The following is a 15,860-nucleotide window of genomic DNA, read 5'->3' on the forward strand; positions in this document are numbered from 1 at the left end:
TGGCCTTTTCAGAAGGGGAAAAAATGCGTAAAATGCGCGCCCTTACTGGCATAGTCAGGAATAGACGTTTGAAGATCGGTCCTTATCAACTTAACAACCAGCTGATAGTCGCCCCAATGGCAGGTGTGACCGATCGGCCATTTCGCGAATTATGCCTGCGCTACGGGGCAGGTATGGCTGTAAGCGAAATGATGTCGTCTAACCCGGACCTGTGGAAAACAGCCAAGTCCCAGAACCGCATGGTACATGAAGGCGAGTCGGGGATCCGCTCAGTGCAAATTGCTGGCGCTGATCCCAAGCTGATGGCCGAGGCGGCGCAGTTCAGTGTTGAAAACGGTGCGCAAATCATCGATATCAACATGGGCTGTCCAGCCAAGAAGGTCAACAAGCGCCTGGCGGGCTCTGCCCTGCTGCAGTACCCTGCGCTGATCGAAGACATCCTCCGCACCGTCGTCGAGGCGGTTGATGTCCCGGTAACGCTCAAAACACGTACCGGCTGGGATCTTGATAACCGAAACTGTGTCGATATTGCCAAACGTGCCGAACAATGTGGCATCCAGGCGCTGGCTCTGCACGGCAGAACCAAAGCCTGTATGTACAAAGGCGAGGCAGAATACGATTACATCAAGGCAGTGAAAGAAGCGATCTCGATTCCGGTGATTGCGAACGGTGATATCGACTCACCGGAGAAGGCACGCTTTGTACTGGATTACACCGGTGCCGATGGCTTGATGATTGGCCGCCCTGCGCAAGGTCGGCCGTGGATTTTCCAGGAAATCCACCATTACTTAACAACTGGCGAACACCTGCCGGCTCCATCATTTGATGAAGTTGGTAGCATCATGCTGGGCCACGTTCAGGAACTCCACCGTTTCTACGGCGAGTACCTGGGTTTGCGTATCGCGCGCAAGCACGTGGGCTGGTATTTGAAAGAGCATGCCCCAGCAGGTGATTTCCGCCGGACCTTCAACGCACTCGAGGATGCCCAACAGCAACTCGATGCGCTGCAAGGCTACTTCGACAACGTTGCATAAATACGAGAAGAGCTTACAGAATATGTTCGAACAAAATCTGACTTCCGAAGCATTGACAGTAACTACTGTTACTTCACAGGACCAAATCACACAGAAGCCACTTCGTGACTCTGTTAAGGCGTCGCTGAAAAACTACCTGGCTCAACTAAACGGTCAGGAAGTCGATGATCTGTACGAGCTAGTGCTTGCTGAAGTTGAGCAGCCACTACTGGACACCATCATGCAGTACACCCGTGGTAACCAAACCCGCGCGGCAACCATGATGGGTATCAACCGCGGTACTCTTCGCAAGAAACTGAAAAAATACGGCATGAACTAAGCCGCATTCGATTATCCTGATTGCAAAAAGCCCAAACCAGGCAACTGGTTTGGGCTTTTTCTTTATTGGCCTTTCCCTTCTCAATATTAAGACTGCCCATAAAGTTAGTTGAACCATACTGCTTCTTTGTACGTTAGATGCTTGATAATAACCACAACGAGGCAATAATGATGAAATCAATGCTCTGTATATTCAGCCGTACTCTAATGTTTATTGTTATGCTGTTCTCCGGTTTTGCTATGGCCAGTCACCACGAGACAAGCGAAGCAGAGAAGAACTTGGTACAGGTCGCCGCCAACAATGATGACTTCCAGACTCTTGTGATGGCGATTAAAGCTGCCGATCTGGTTGGGACTCTAGAAGGCAAAGGTCCATTTACGGTATTGGCCCCGACCGATGATGCCTTTGCCAAGCTCCCCGAAGGTACGCTGGCCGCATTGCTCGAACCGGACAACAAAGAAAAACTGCAAGCCATTTTGACCTACCATGTCCTACCTGGTGCCATCTCTTCAGAGGAAGTGGCCAAACTCAAACTACCAGAAACTGTACAAGGTGGTACCGTCATGATAGAGACTGATGACGATGGTAAGGTAACTATCAACGGCGCCAACGTCATCCTGGCAGACGTGCCAGCCAGTAACGGGGTGATCCATGTCATTGACACGGTGCTGATCCCAGCGCAAGAAGAATAATGGCTCGATGCCGGTAGATTAAAGAGCAGCAGCGCTTCACTCTCGGTGAAGCGCTTTTCTGTTAGAGGTAATCACACAGGTAGGCAGTTGGCTCGGACACCTTAACGTCAAACGAAGAGTCACCAGGCACTTCAAAGTCATCACCGGCGTAGTAGGTTTCCCATTCGATATGACCCGGCAGTTTCACCGTCAGGGCGCCTTTAACCACCGTCATTCGCTCCGGCGCGGCAGTTCCAAACGTGTACTCACCCGCTGCCATGACCCCCACACTGGCACGCTCGCCAGATGTTTCAAATCCCAGGGATTTAACCTGGCCATCAAAATACTCATTCACTTTCAGCATGACTTTCCCTATCAATAACAACCTGATACTTCGACGCTACCACAACTTCACCGCCTGCCCAATATAATTTATCGTTATCGCACTCATTTCAGGCTATTGCTCGGTGCACGTAACCCGACCGCTGCAACAGCGGCTCTCGCTCTCTTGGGCAGTCTCCGACTCATCGTCCCCCAGCGCTTCAAGGATAGAGCAATGGCTGGCATCGTCATCAACATCGCCGCAACAGGCATCATTGATTTTTTTCAGGGCATTGCGGATCCGTGACAGCTCCGCCATCTTACGGTCAACCTCGTCCAGCTTGGCCTGGGTGATCGCCTTGACCTCGGCGCAGCTGTGCTGGCTGGCCTCGAGGCGAATATCCAGCAGCTCCCTGATTTCATCCAGGCTCAGGCCAATGGCCTTGGCCCGGAGGATAAAATGGATCCGCGACAGGTCGTCATCGCTATAGAGACGGTAACCGCTCTCGCTTCGCCCTGCAGGGACCAGCAAGCCATTCTTCTCGTAAAATCGCAAGGTATCGCTACTGACACCGCAATGCTTAGCCAGCTGGCCAATCAAATACATACCGCCCTACCTTCAAGACTGCGCAAACAACAAAGCAGACAACAAAAAGCAAACGTTTGCGTAGTGGTGAAATTAATGTAAAATATGCCACGTTGATCACAACGCACCAACAGCAGCACTGTGTATATCTTCGATTCTAGACGAGGGTATTTACCAAAAGCCAGCCTCTCTCGCCTGGCTTTTGGCAAATAGTCCTCCGTGTTTACAAAGAGATGGTTGCAATGGAAAACGCTCGTCCTATCCGCCGTGCGCTAATTAGCGTGTCAGACAAAACTGGTATTGTTGAGTTCGCCCAAGCACTAGCTGATCGTGGTGTCGACATCCTGTCTACAGGTGGCACAGCCCGCCTGCTTGCCGAGCAGGGTATCAAGGTGACTGAAGTTTCCGATCACACAGGCTTCCCTGAAATGATGGACGGTCGCGTCAAGACCCTACACCCGAAAATCCATGGTGGTGTTCTGGGCCGTCGCGGCACTGACGATGCTGTGATGAGCGAGCACGGTATCGCTCCAATCGACATGGTTGTCGTGAACCTCTACCCGTTCGCAGCCACGGTTGCCAACCCAGATTGCACCCTGGAAGATGCGGTTGAGAACATCGATATCGGTGGCCCGACCATGGTTCGCTCTGCCGCTAAAAACCACAAAGACGTCACCATTATCGTTAATGCCCACGACTACGACCGTGTGCTGACGGAAATGGCAACCAATGACGGTTCACTGACTCATGCAACCCGTTTCGACCTAGCAATTGCCGCTTTCGAGCACACGGCCGCTTACGACGGTATGATCGCCAACTACTTCGGTACCATGGTGCCGTCTTACGGTGACAACAAGGAAGGCGATGAGGAGTCAAAGTTCCCTCGTACTTTCAACCAGCAGTTCGAGAAGAAGCAGGACATGCGCTACGGCGAAAACAGCCATCAGGCTGCTGCCTTCTACGTAGAAAGCAACCCGGAAGAAGCATCGGTTGCGACCGCTCGCCAGATCCAAGGCAAAGCCCTGTCTTACAACAACATCGCTGATACCGATGCCGCTCTTGAGTGTGTTAAAGAATTCGACCAGCCAGCTTGTGTGATTGTAAAACACGCCAACCCTTGTGGTGTAGCGCTGGGTGACAACATCCTTGAAGCCTACGACCGCGCATTCAAAACTGACCCAACATCGGCATTTGGCGGCATCATTGCATTCAACCGCGAGCTTGATGCAGCAACGGCAACAGCGATCACCGAGCGCCAGTTCGTTGAAGTGATCATTGCACCGTCTGTTTCAGCTGAAGCAGTAGAAATTGTTGCAGCCAAGAAGAACCTTCGCCTACTTGAGTGTGGTGAGTGGACAACCAAGACAACCGGCTTTGACGTGAAGCGCGTTAACGGCGGCCTGCTGGTTCAAGACCGTGACCAAGGTATGGTGTCTGAGGCTGACCTTAAAGTGGTTTCTAAGCGCCAGCCAACAGAAGAAGAGCTGAAAGATGCGCTTTTCTGCTGGAAAGTCGCTAAATTCGTGAAGTCTAACGCGATTGTTTACGCCAAAGGCGACATGACTATCGGTGTGGGCGCTGGCCAGATGAGCCGCGTTTACTCAGCGAAAATTGCCGGTATCAAAGCGGCAGACGAGAACTTGGAAGTTGCGGGTAGCGTGATGGCTTCTGATGCCTTCTTCCCGTTCCGCGACGGTATCGACGCGGCAGCTGAGGCTGGCATCAAGTGTGTTATCCAGCCAGGTGGCTCGATGCGCGACCAGGAAGTGATTGACGCTGCCGACGAGCACGGCATGGCGATGATCTTTACTGGCATGCGCCACTTCCGCCACTAATCACTACAGGCTCCGGGGAAACCCGGAGCCTTATTCGATTTTAAGAACCCAGACTGTTGTAGAGTCAGCTCTATAACAAAGCTTAAAAATTTTTAATTTTAGAGCAAAGCCATAGAGCCTAGTTCAAGGAACGCACGCGGAGCTTATGGACATAAGTGAGCATGCGTGACACAGAAATTGGCTTTGTGGCGAAGCTATCAAAGGTAAAATGATGAATGTATTGATTATTGGCGCTGGCGGCCGTGAACACGCACTGGGCTGGAAAGCCGCACAGAACCCTAAGGTTGAAACTGTTTTCGTTGCCCCGGGCAATGCGGGTACCGCGCTAGAGCCTAAGCTGGAAAACGTAGCTATCGACGTTGAAGACATTGCTGGTCTGGTTGCCTTTGCCAAAGAAAAAGCGATTGAGCTGACCATTGTTGGCCCTGAAGCACCGTTGGTTATCGGTGTGGTTGACGCTTTCCGTGCTGCTGGCCTGCCAATCTTCGGCCCAACTGAAGCCGCAGCCCAGCTGGAAGGCTCCAAAGCCTTCACCAAAGACTTCCTGGCTCGTCACCAGATCCCGACCGGCGCCTATGCTAACTTCACTGAAATCGAACCTGCTCTGGCTTACGTGCGCGAGCAAGGTGCACCGATTGTGGTTAAGGCTGACGGCCTGGCTGCCGGTAAGGGCGTTATCGTCGCGATGACCCTTGAAGAAGCAGAAGATGCTATCAAAGACATGCTGGCTGGCAATGCCTTCGGCGAAGCCGGTAGCCGCGTGGTTATCGAAGAGTTCCTGGAAGGCGAGGAAGCAAGCTTCATCGTGATGGTTGATGGCGAGAACGTCTTGCCAATGGCCACCAGCCAGGATCACAAGCGTGTCGGCGACAAGGACACCGGCCCGAATACCGGCGGTATGGGTGCCTACTCGCCAGCGCCTGTCGTGACGCAAGAGATCCACAACCGCATCATGGAAGAGGTGATCTACCCGACCGTTCGCGGTATGGCGGCAGAAGGCCACCCGTACACAGGCTTCCTGTACGCAGGCCTGATGATTGCTGCTGACGGCACGCCGAAAGTTATCGAGTACAACTGCCGCTTCGGCGATCCAGAAACTCAGCCAATCATGATGCGCATGGAATCGGACCTGGTTGAGCTTTGCCTGATGGCGATTGACGAGAAGCTAGACCAAGCAGAGTCCAAGTGGGATCCGCGCGCCTCAATTGGTGTGGTATTGGCCGCTGGCGGCTACCCGGCAAGCTATGGCAAAGGTGATGTGATCAGCCTGCCTGGCACTGACGTTGAAGGCCAGAAGATCTTCCACGCCGGTACGGCAACCAACGCCGAAGGCGACATCGTGACTAACGGCGGCCGCGTCCTGTGTGCGACCGCACTTGGCAATTCGGTTTCTGAAGCCCAGCAACGCGCCTACGAGCTTACCAAGCAGGTTAGCTGGAACGGTATGTTCCACCGCAACGACATCGGCTACCGTGCCGTTGAGCGCGAACAGCAAGACGCCTAATCGCGTCTCAGCAAGCAAACCTAATAAAAACGCGCCCCTGGGGCGCGTTTTTTCGTTTTAGCCTTATCGGCAATCCAATATCACGAAATCAGTTAGCCAACAGCACTGGCGCACTCAGGCAAGCAGGCTGGCTATCATTCAGCATCAACAGGGTATTCGCCGTCAGGGTACCGCGGCGAACCTGGCCGATCACCGCCATATACCCGTCCTGTTGGCGCGTCTGCAGTTGCTGTTGTACATAGTCAGGTAGTTCGGGCTTGAAGTTCACCTTGAGCTGGCGCTCGTCGCCGCAGCGGTAGAACTGCCCCTGTTGCCAGAAGCCCTGCACCAAGGACAAGTCATCCTTGCGCTGCTGCTTGACCACATCAGCGCCATGCTTGGCTTCCTGCACCAGTTGCTGTAACTGGTTGCCGCTGAGTGGGATCAGCTCGTCACCGAGGGTATAGCGCTGGAAAACAGCATTGCCTAGGGTGTCGTAGCGCACATGCAGGGAAAACGGCTTGATTTGCTGCTCGTCGAGCTGCTTGCCTTCACGCTTGATTTCACGCAGCTTGCCATCGCGCCAGCGGTAGTCGGTGCGGTAATCACCATAGTCACCGGCCATCACGCGGTCAGCCAGGCTGACAGGGCGGTTTTGCTGCGAGGTATACCAATAGATAGACGTGCTGTCACCAAGGCTCTGACCACCGGTATGGGTCAACACTGGCGTAAGATTGTTTTCGGGGACTGTTGTATTGGAGGCACATCCCGCTAATAGCGAGAGGGTAAGAAAAGTCAGTAGTCGCTTCATGGAAAAACTCCGCCAGATAGATACCTGGCGGAGTATAGATTATTTCACTGAGTCTTTCAGTGCTTTACCAGCAACGAAAGCTGGTACGTTGGCTGCTGCGATCTGGATTTCCTGACCCGTTTGTGGGTTACGGCCAGTACGCGCTGCACGGTGGTTTACTTTGAAAGTACCAAAGCCGATTAGTTGAACCTGGTCACCTTCTTTAAGCGCGTCAGTAATACCGTCTAGTGTAGACTCTAGAGCAGCTTTAGCTTGAGCTTTAGAAAGATCCGCTTTTTCAGCGATCAGGTCAATCAGTTGGGTCTTGTTCATTAGGTTTCCCTTCTAAGGTTTTTTCTTAAGACGCATCAACTCTAATTCAAAAGAAGCCCGTGTGGCAAAGGTTTGTCAGCCTTGATGTGGCTAGGTGCGGACTCTTTAACCATAAACTGAGCGCAAGTTCACAAAATGTTACTAATATGAGAGCTGAAATAGTTGTATTTATTCGCTTCAACACCGATTAATATAGGCGTTATCCGTTAATTATTACTAAGGTAAGCATGATACTCCTTACGATTTACATCGCTGTTGCGATTGGTGTTTCGTTTATTTGTTCAGTCCTGGAAGCTGTTCTTCTCAGCATCTCCCCTAGCTACATTGGTACCCTGCGCCAGCAAGGCCACCCAGCAGCAGACCGCTTGGCGGCCCTGAAAGACAACATCGACCGCCCGCTGGCATCGATCCTGACCCTCAATACCATCGCCCATACTATCGGCGCGGCAACAGCCGGTGCCCAGGCTGCAGTGGTATTCGGTAGCCAATGGCTGGGGGTATTCTCCGGCGTACTGACAATTGGTATTTTGCTGTTCTCAGAAATTATCCCGAAAACCATCGGTGCGACCTACTGGCGCCAGCTGGCACCAGCCTCGGCATCAACCCTGCGCTGGATGGTCTGGGCCCTGACGCCGTTTGTCTGGGTGTCAGAACAAATTACCCGCCGCCTGTCACGAGGCCATGAAGCGCCTAAGCTGCGTGATGAGCTATCGGCGATGGCCATGCTGGCCAAAGAATCGGGCGAGCTAGCCGAAGGTGAGTCGAAGATCATGACCAACCTGCTGCAGTTCCGTGATGTCAGCGTCACCAAAATCATGACGCCACGCCCGGTGCTGTTCCGTGTTGACGCCGAGCAGCCGATCAACGAGTTCCTGTCGAACCATAAAGACAGCCCGTTTTCGCGCCCACTGGTTTATAGTGAGCAGAAAGACAATATCCTGGGCTTCGTCCACCGCCTTGAGCTGTTTGCCGAAAGCCAGGCTGGTCGCGGCCAGAAAGAGCTGGGCACCTTGATGCGTCCGCTACCGGTTATCATGAACAACTCTAGCGTGCCAAAAGCTTTCGAGCAGCTGATGAAAGAGCGCTCCCAGCTGGTACTGGTGGTCGACGAGTACGGCACCGTCCAGGGCCTAGTGACCATGGAAGATATCTTCGAGCACTTGGTGGGCGAGGAGATTGTCGATGAAGCCGACAAGAACACCGACATGCAGCAGCTGGCCTACCAGCGCTGGGAAAAGTGGAAGAAAACCCACGGCGTGATCGAAAGCAAAGACGACGAGTAATCTCTCCGGCAATTAACGACCGCGCTTCGCGACCGCATTGAATCACCGATTATAAAAGGGGCCATTTGGCCCCTTTTCCTTATCTCAAGGTTTCAAGGTTTCACCCTTTCATTCAAGACTGTACCGCCAACATAGGACGTGTAGCCCGGCTAACCACAACACCTATCACGATCACTACCAAACTAGGTACCACCCAACCCGCATAATCGCTATATAGAGGCAGGTACTGCACCAACCAGCTATCGATCGCTGCAGGCATTTTGCCCAGGATATGAACCGCATCGACACTGCCGAAGGCCAAGGCCGTCATTACTGCCGCCATCACGGCCGGTGTTGCCAAGCGGCGGCGCAGCGGGGCAATAACCAGCAAAGCAATGGCGACGGGGTGCAAGGCCACAACCACCGGCAGGGTGATCGCCAATAGCTGCTCCAAGCCAAGATTGGCCACCAGCCCGGCGACAATCATCGTTACCCATACACTGCGCGAGTAAGTCACCGGCTGGAAGGTACGGCTGTAAAACTCGCTGCCTGCGGTCGTTACACCGATCGCGGTCGTCAAGCAGGCCAAAATCATTACTGCCCCCAGCAAAACACTGCCCAAGGTACCGAAGTGGGCCAAGGTGAACGCTGTCAGGATCTCACCGCCATTGCCAAATGCCGAGCCTAGGCTGGCACTGGTCGCGCCGATATAGGCCAACGACAGGTACACCAGGGCCATCGCCACGGCATACATCATAGCAGCTATCAGGGTGTATTTTGCAGTCGCTTTCGGGCACTCCACGCCCATTTCCCTAATAGCACGGAAGATGATCCAGCCAAAGCCTATCGAGCCCAGCGCATCCATGGTCATGTAGCCTTGGGTCAGCCCTTCGGCAAATGCCTTTTCCTGGTACGGCCCCACTGCAGCCAACGCCTCACCAGCCGGAGACATAAAAGCGGTGGCAGCCAGCACGGAAAGGATCACCACCAGCATCGGGGTCAGCCACTTGCCAAGCGTATCGACCAGCTTGCCCGGGTAGAGTGCAAACACGATGGCAGCCAAACAGAACACTGCAGTGAAAGGAAGCAATGCTGCCTCGTCGACAAAAGGGGCAAAACTAAACTGGTAGGCGACGGTGATGGCGCGGGGGATCACAAAGGCAGGGCCAATCACTATAAACACCATCACCCAAAAGCCAGTCGCAACAGGCTTGGGCAGGGCTGCGGTCAGGTTATCGGACCCATTGACCAGCGCTACCATCACCAATGCCAGTGCCGGCAGGCCAACGCCAGTCAGCAGGAACCCGGCCATACCGGAAGCAAAATGTTCACCGGCCTGCAAGCCAAGGAACGGAGGGAAGATCAGGTTGCCGGCACCAAGGTACATGGCGAAAGTCATAAAGCCCAAGGCGGCGATGTTGCGTGCACTTAACATAGTTATCCTCTACCGAGCCGGCTTGAAGGAAACTAAGGAGAATTCGGGTGGGAATATTGACCTATCAGCTTCGCTTCAAGCTGACAGGAAAATTGAGATACGGCCTGTCAGCCCCGGATAAGACCCAGAGAGAGCAGGAGGAGCAGGCTAGCCGCAACGGCTTTGAAGCCCTTGCAGGAAACAGCAGTGTTGATAGCTGATACTGGCATAACTCGTCCTAGCTGACAGAAAATAAAAACCAGAAAACAAGGCGTTTTCCGCGATACCTTTGTTATAAACGGCGACAGCAGAGCAATACAAGCAGAAAAATAAAATAAGTGGAATGGATTACCTTAAACAACAAAGCCAGCATAAACCACCAACATAAAAGCCCATGTGTAAAATTTAAAACTTCACAGTGCCGTTACATATCGTCCAAGCGCGATTTCCTTTCTCTTCTCAGCCTTTCCCCTAGGGCCGAGCAAGGAGCAACAAACATAAAAAAAGGGCCCAATGGCCCTTCTCGATGGAATAACGGTTGCTTACAGCTCGATACCGATATTGCTGACTGGCTCTTCGCGCAGCTCCTGGCGAAGTCCTTTGATCAGCTCGATGTCACGGCGTTCAGCTTCTTTCAGCGCGCGGAAAATTGCCCACTGCATGTCCCACTCGGCACACACCGCTTCATTTTCTTTCTGGTTGTCGTTGGTGATTTCCACACCGGTCTGGGCAAATTCGAGATCCGCAACGGTTGCGGCAGACAGCGAGCTTAGCTTGGCCAGCGTTTCCAGCATCAAATCGCGGTCGAGCATCGCATGGAGCAAATCAGCCAGCGCCGCACAGGCATCAATCGCCGGGTTTACCGCATACAAATCATACTCTTCGGCATTTGGCACCAACTCTTCGAGTTTCTCCAGCTGCTTTTCAAAGTTAATCTTGGCGGTTTTGACTGTCAAAATTTCCCAGATACTGTCCAGAATCGAGCGGTATTTTTGCTCATCCGCGAACTCCGTTTGCTGACAGAAGAACGCATAGTTGGGATACATTCGTTCACACAGAGACACCATAAAGGTAATGTGTTGCCATGGTTCTAATTTTTCTAAACGGAGCTGAACTGGATTCTTTAGCATGGGATAATCCGCAATTGTGATTTGCCCCGGATCTTACTTGTATCCCCCTGCTACTGCAATACATGGAGAGCGGATAACCCCGTGCTACCACCAAGGAGCGACGATGCCTAAACTGATGATTGTTTCCCGCCAGCAAGCTGCCTATGAAGCCCTGTTCGCCAAGCAGCCGATAGAAGGGCTGGCGCTGACCCAGAACCCACAAGAGGCCACTATCTTGCTGGCCGATCCACCGAAGGTCGCCCCGTTGCTCGATGAGTTCCCGGCGCTTGAGTGGGTCCAATCAACCTTTGCCGGCATCGATGCCTTAACCAATAAAGGCCTGCGCCAAGATTACACCCTGACCAATATCCGCGGTTGCTTCGGCCAGCAGATCAGCGAATACGTGCTGGGGTTGGCTATCGCCCACCAGCGCCACTTTGTGACCTACCAAGCCCAGCAGCAGGCCAACCAATGGCAGCCCCACCCCTATAACACCCTTGCCGGCAAAACAATGGTGATATTGGGCACAGGCAGTATCGGCAGCCACCTTGCCCGTTCGGCCAAGGCATTGGGGTTCAAGCTTGTCGGGGTCAATCGCTCTGGCACAGCCAATGAGCCGGCTTTCGATGCTGTGGTGCCATTAGCCGAGCTCAATCAAGCACTTGAACAGGCAGACATCGTGGTTTCCACCTTGCCAGCGACTTCCGATACCAGTGATATCCTCAATGCCACCAGCCTAAGCTATTGCCGCAAGGCGATGTTGTTTAACGTCGGCCGGGGCAACGTCCTGTGCGAAACCGGTTTGTTCAGTGCGTTAGAGTCCGGTGCAATAGCCCACGCCTTCCTCGATGTCTTCAAGCAGGAACCGCTGCCCGAGAGTCATCCTTTCTGGCAGCACCCGGCTATCACTATCACCCCGCACATTGCCGCCGAAAGTTTTCCCCACCAAGTCATGGAAATTTTCCGTGAGAATGCCGAGCGTTGGGCAAAACAACAGTCATTGCGCTATACCGTAGACTTTCAGCAAGGCTATTGATGCCATTCACGGAGCCGATATGAGCCCTTCTGCAGACAAGCAACAACTTGATAACCTGCTCGATCAGATCAGCCAATGCCGGATCTGCCAGGATCATCTCCCGTTCGGCCCGCGGCCAGTCATCCAGGCTGCCAGCAGCGCCCGTCTGATGATTATCGGCCAGGCACCGGGTACTAAGGTGCATGAAACCGGGATCCCGTGGAACGATCCGAGCGGCGACCGCCTCCGCCGCTGGCTGGATCTCGACCGCGAGACCTTCTATGACCCCGAGCACATCGCTATTATGCCGATGGGGCTGTGTTATCCGGGCCGGGGCAAGTCCGGCGACCTCCCGCCCCGCCCCGAATGCGCACCGCAGTGGCACCCGCAGGTGTGGCCGCTGCTGCCCGATATCGGGATGACCCTGCTGGTCGGCCAGTACGCCCAGCAGCGCTACCTCAAGGACAAACCTAAGACGCTGACAGAAACCGTAAAAGCGTGGCGGAACTGGGCGCCGCAGTACATCCCGATGCCGCACCCCTCACCACGCAACACCCTATGGCTGAAGAAGAACCCGTGGTTCGAAGAAGAAGTGGTGCCGTATATCCGAGAGTACGTCCACCGGCACCTAGACAAGAGAGATCCTAGATCCTAGTTCCTGGCTATGGGTTCTGAAAAAATATCCTAAAGTCATACCATTGCTTCAAGCTCTTAGTCTTTTCCTAGGATCTCAAAATAAAAAAGCCCACACAGCAAGCTGTATGGGCTCTTCATGCTTTTTCCTAGGGCCTAGCAACCTAGCACCCAGGATCCGCTTTATTTATGGTATGGCTTTGATAGCTCATGCACCGCATCAACAAACACACCTGCATTCTCAGGCGGCACATCCAGGTGGATACCGTGGCCTAGGTTGAATACGTGGCCAGTACCACCGTCACCGAAGCCTTCAAGGATAGTCGCGACTTCCTCGCGGATACGCTCTGGCTGAGCGTAAAGCATCGATGGGTCCATGTTGCCCTGCAGCGCTACTTTGTCGCCCACGCGCTTCTTGGCATCGGCAATATTGATGGTCCAGTCAAGGCCAACGGCATCACAGCCTGTCGCAGCGATCTGCTCCAGCCACATACCGCCGTTCTTGGTAAATAGCGTCACCGGTACACGGCGGCCATCATTTTCACGGATCAGGCCATCGACAATCTTGTGCATGTAGCGCAGCGAGAACTCGTTGTAGTCACGCGGTGTCAGAACGCCACCCCAGGTGTCGAATACCATTACCGACTGGGCGCCCGCTTTGATTTGCGCATTCAGGTACTCAACAACGCTGTCAGCCAGTTTATCGAGCAACAGGTGCAGGGTTTGCGGCTCGGCGTACATCATCTTTTTGATTTTGGTGAAGGCCTTCGAGCTGCCACCCTCAACCATGTAGGTCGCTAGTGTCCACGGGCTGCCTGAAAAACCGATCAACGGCACTTCGCCTTGCAGATCTTTGCGGATCTGGCGCACGGCATTCATCACGTATTGCAGCTCGCCTTCCGGATCCGGCAGGCCAATCTTGTCGACATCGGCCTTGCAGGTAATTGGACGCTCGAACTTTGGTCCTTCACCCGCTTCAAAGTACAGCCCCAATCCCATTGCATCCGGGATAGTCAGAATATCTGAGAACAGGATGGCCGCATCCAGCGGGAAGCGGCGAAGAGGCTGTAGTGTCACCTCACTGGCAAGCTCAGCATTTTTACATAGCGACATGAAGTCACCGGCTACGCTGCGAGTTGCACGGTATTCAGGTAGGTAACGCCCTGCCTGACGCATCATCCATACCGGGGTGCAATCGACTGGCTGCTTCAATAAAGCGCGAAGGTAGCGGTCATTCTTTAGTTCGCTCATTTGGGACTCCATGGTTTTATTTGCGAGTATTGTATCACTCACGGCGGTCAACAAAAGAGGCCATTTGTTAACCGGATCAAGTTTATAGTAACAATCTGGTCACCAGATTTGCGACACTCAGGGCTATCGTGGTACAAAATCTGCGCGCTAGCAATAATAACAATGACTTTGCTCGTAGAAGGCAAAATAACTGCACCTTACCCCTCCTCGCGGAGGGTTTTTTTATTCTGTTTTTCGGTGGCTCCTCGCCACCAGCACCTGATCACCCGCCAAAGCCATCAAGCGATTGTTTTACGCCTGCCCCATCAAAGTCAGGGTATGCTCTATCAACGCCCTGGCAATCGTACCCGGCGGGGCAAGCTCAGGCATGGCATCCTTCGTCGCCCAGACCGCGTCAGTGAGCTCGGCATAATCCGGGTTAAGCTCGCCACTTTGGTAATCGGCCAAAAAGCCCATCATCAGGTTGGACGGAAACGCCCATGGCTGGCTACCGAAATAGCGAATATTGGTCACGTGTATCCCGGTTTCTTCCAGGACTTCCCTTGCCACACACTGCTCCAGCGTCTCCCCGGCTTCGACAAAGCCAGCAATCACGGTATACATACCCGTTTTGTGGCGCGGATGCTGGGCCAACAAAATTCTGTCTTGATTACATACAGCGACAATGACGCACGGTGACAGGCGCGGGTAATGATGGCTACGGCAGCCCTGGCAAGCCATAGCGAGCTCGGCATGGACCAACCGGCATTCGCTACCACATTGTGGGCAAAAACGCTGAGAATGCAGCATATGCGACAATTGGATAGCGCGCCCAGCAAGATTAAACAACTCACCGTCTATGGTCAGTAATGCCCGTAAGCTATCAAACTCCCCCTTACCAAGCTCACTTTCATCAGACTCTGCTGGCGCTTCGAGCCAGAAAACCGGTGTGTCCCGGTATCGGCCAACCTCCACCACGTTTTCAAGAGCCAGCTCTACTTCGTTCGGCTCTTTGAGGGGAAGTTGTTGATCTTCCAAGTAGAGCTGGCGATCTTTGACTATGCACCAATAGGCTTTTTCTTGTTTTTTTAACATCAACGTCACATCCATCCTTGCAGGGTATCGTTTTTACTGGCAATCTAAAGTTAATACGGAAAAGGATCCGTAATTCAAGGTTCTCTTTTTTAAGAGATTAACAGGTATTGTTTCCAGTACTCGGTACTGTAGATCATGAGGGCATGGTCATGTTAAGTAAATTCGAGCAAGTACAAAAACAATGGGGCGGTACCAGTGACGTTATCGACCACTGGCTAATGTCTCGGCAACAATTGCTGATCGATTACTGCAAGTTAGCCGGACTTCCCCCGTTCGAAAGTAATAACCGCCAACTTCCAACTTCCTCCCAGCTCCAGCTATTCAGCCAACAGTTGGTCGACTATATCTCCGAAGGCCATTTTAAAATCTACGATATGGTCATGGAACGCTGGAACGCAACCGGCTTTTCACCGACAGAAGAAATCTCCCAGCTCTACGCACAAATCACCCAAACCACCGATCCCCTGCTGAACTTCAGCGATAAATATACCGATATAGATGAAGGTGACGAGCTACCAGACTTTGACAATGATCTGTCTGCCATCGGCGAGCTGATTGAAATCCGCTTTGCCCTTGAGGACAAGCTCATCGAATTGATCAGCGAGAGCCTAGCCTGCCCACCGGGCGCCTAGCCAGCTCGTACCTGTCCTCACCTGCCACCAGCCTGGTGACTCACCGGGCTGGTTATCCTTTTATACGCCTTATTCCCGCATCCTGCAAAATACCGCCT

Annotated in this window: 18 protein-coding genes; 10 read left to right on the forward strand and 8 right to left on the reverse strand. The window is 53.2% G+C overall.

Annotated features, from left to right (window positions below; translation table 11 throughout):
- Positions 1-68 precede the first annotated feature (68 nt).
- From dusB to ACXAGQ_RS27340, 3 genes are all read left to right on the forward strand, one after another.
- A complete protein-coding gene (gene dusB, locus ACXAGQ_RS27330) occupies positions 69-1,034 on the forward strand; it encodes a tRNA dihydrouridine synthase DusB (protein WP_475258262.1) in 966 nt (321 codons plus the stop codon).
- A 22-nt stretch (positions 1,035-1,056) separates the two neighbouring features.
- Complete coding sequence (gene fis / locus ACXAGQ_RS27335) at positions 1,057-1,353, forward strand: DNA-binding transcriptional regulator Fis (protein ID WP_005372656.1); 297 nt, start codon at positions 1,057-1,059, stop codon at positions 1,351-1,353.
- A 179-nt stretch (positions 1,354-1,532) separates the two neighbouring features.
- A complete protein-coding gene (locus ACXAGQ_RS27340) occupies positions 1,533-2,045 on the forward strand; it encodes a fasciclin domain-containing protein (RefSeq protein WP_475258263.1) in 513 nt (170 codons plus the stop codon).
- A gap of 61 nt (positions 2,046-2,106) precedes the next feature.
- Here ACXAGQ_RS27340 and ppnP read toward each other — a convergent pair whose 3' ends face one another.
- Both ppnP and zntR read right to left on the reverse strand, forming a co-directional pair.
- Positions 2,107-2,388 (reverse strand): pyrimidine/purine nucleoside phosphorylase, encoded by a 282-nt coding sequence (gene ppnP / locus ACXAGQ_RS27345; RefSeq protein ID WP_107301215.1) that lies wholly within the window; start codon positions 2,386-2,388, stop codon positions 2,107-2,109.
- Between the two features lie 93 nt (positions 2,389-2,481).
- Positions 2,482-2,952: a Zn(2+)-responsive transcriptional regulator gene (zntR, locus tag ACXAGQ_RS27350; protein ID WP_475258221.1), complete on the reverse strand. Its 471-nt coding sequence runs from the start codon at positions 2,950-2,952 to the stop codon at positions 2,482-2,484.
- Between the two features lie 221 nt (positions 2,953-3,173).
- On the opposite strand from zntR, the gene purH reads away from it, so the two are divergent.
- Positions 3,174-4,766, forward strand: coding sequence for a bifunctional phosphoribosylaminoimidazolecarboxamide formyltransferase/IMP cyclohydrolase (gene purH / locus ACXAGQ_RS27355; protein ID WP_475258223.1), 1,593 nt, complete (start codon positions 3,174-3,176; stop codon positions 4,764-4,766).
- A 211-nt stretch (positions 4,767-4,977) separates the two neighbouring features.
- Positions 4,978-6,270, forward strand: a complete 1,293-nt coding sequence (purD, locus tag ACXAGQ_RS27360; RefSeq protein WP_475258225.1) for a phosphoribosylamine--glycine ligase — start codon at positions 4,978-4,980, stop codon at positions 6,268-6,270.
- Between the two features lie 88 nt (positions 6,271-6,358).
- Here the strand turns inward: purD and ACXAGQ_RS27365 are convergent, their stop codons facing one another.
- A complete protein-coding gene (locus ACXAGQ_RS27365) occupies positions 6,359-7,060 on the reverse strand; it encodes a DUF1481 domain-containing protein (protein WP_475258227.1) in 702 nt (233 codons plus the stop codon).
- Positions 7,061-7,099: 39 nt separating this feature from the next.
- Positions 7,100-7,372: a nucleoid-associated protein HU-alpha gene (hupA, locus tag ACXAGQ_RS27370; RefSeq protein WP_107301220.1), complete on the reverse strand. Its 273-nt coding sequence runs from the start codon at positions 7,370-7,372 to the stop codon at positions 7,100-7,102.
- Positions 7,373-7,599: 227 nt separating this feature from the next.
- Here hupA and ACXAGQ_RS27375 point away from each other — a divergent pair, with 227 nt between their 5' ends.
- Entirely contained in the window at positions 7,600-8,655 is a 1,056-nt protein-coding gene (locus tag ACXAGQ_RS27375) for a CNNM domain-containing protein (RefSeq protein ID WP_475258229.1), read from the forward strand.
- Between the two features lie 112 nt (positions 8,656-8,767).
- On the opposite strand, the gene brnQ is transcribed toward ACXAGQ_RS27375, so the two are convergent.
- Complete coding sequence (brnQ, locus tag ACXAGQ_RS27380; RefSeq protein ID WP_475258231.1) at positions 8,768-10,069, reverse strand: branched-chain amino acid transport system II carrier protein; 1,302 nt, start codon at positions 10,067-10,069, stop codon at positions 8,768-8,770.
- 47 nt (positions 10,070-10,116) lie between these two features.
- On the opposite strand from brnQ, the gene ACXAGQ_RS27385 reads away from it, so the two are divergent.
- A complete protein-coding gene (locus tag ACXAGQ_RS27385; RefSeq protein WP_475258232.1) occupies positions 10,117-10,269 on the forward strand; it encodes a hypothetical protein in 153 nt (50 codons plus the stop codon).
- Between the two features lie 321 nt (positions 10,270-10,590).
- On the opposite strand, the gene ACXAGQ_RS27390 is transcribed toward ACXAGQ_RS27385, so the two are convergent.
- Positions 10,591-11,178 carry a YjaG family protein gene (locus ACXAGQ_RS27390; protein ID WP_475258234.1) on the reverse strand — a complete coding sequence of 196 codons (588 nt, stop codon included), beginning with the start codon at positions 11,176-11,178 and terminating at the stop codon, positions 10,591-10,593.
- A gap of 103 nt (positions 11,179-11,281) precedes the next feature.
- Between ACXAGQ_RS27390 and ACXAGQ_RS27395 the strand changes: the two genes are divergently transcribed.
- A complete protein-coding gene (locus tag ACXAGQ_RS27395; protein WP_475258235.1) occupies positions 11,282-12,193 on the forward strand; it encodes a D-2-hydroxyacid dehydrogenase in 912 nt (303 codons plus the stop codon).
- 19 nt (positions 12,194-12,212) lie between these two features.
- Positions 12,213-12,827, forward strand: a complete 615-nt coding sequence (locus ACXAGQ_RS27400; protein ID WP_475258237.1) for a uracil-DNA glycosylase family protein — start codon at positions 12,213-12,215, stop codon at positions 12,825-12,827.
- 161 nt (positions 12,828-12,988) lie between these two features.
- On the opposite strand, the gene hemE is transcribed toward ACXAGQ_RS27400, so the two are convergent.
- Together hemE and nudC are read right to left on the reverse strand one after the other, a co-directional pair.
- Positions 12,989-14,056 (reverse strand): uroporphyrinogen decarboxylase, encoded by a 1,068-nt coding sequence (gene hemE, locus ACXAGQ_RS27405; RefSeq protein WP_475258239.1) that lies wholly within the window; start codon positions 14,054-14,056, stop codon positions 12,989-12,991.
- 291 nt (positions 14,057-14,347) lie between these two features.
- On the reverse strand, positions 14,348-15,130 hold the full coding sequence (gene nudC, locus ACXAGQ_RS27410; RefSeq protein ID WP_475258241.1) for an NAD(+) diphosphatase: 783 nt from the start codon (positions 15,128-15,130) through the stop codon (positions 14,348-14,350).
- Positions 15,131-15,273: 143 nt separating this feature from the next.
- Here nudC and rsd point away from each other — a divergent pair, with 143 nt between their 5' ends.
- Positions 15,274-15,762, forward strand: coding sequence for a sigma D regulator (gene rsd / locus ACXAGQ_RS27415; RefSeq protein ID WP_475258265.1), 489 nt, complete (start codon positions 15,274-15,276; stop codon positions 15,760-15,762).
- Positions 15,763-15,860: the final 98 nt, after the last annotated feature.

This window comes from Photobacterium sp. ABD4_091 (assembly GCF_056160145.1).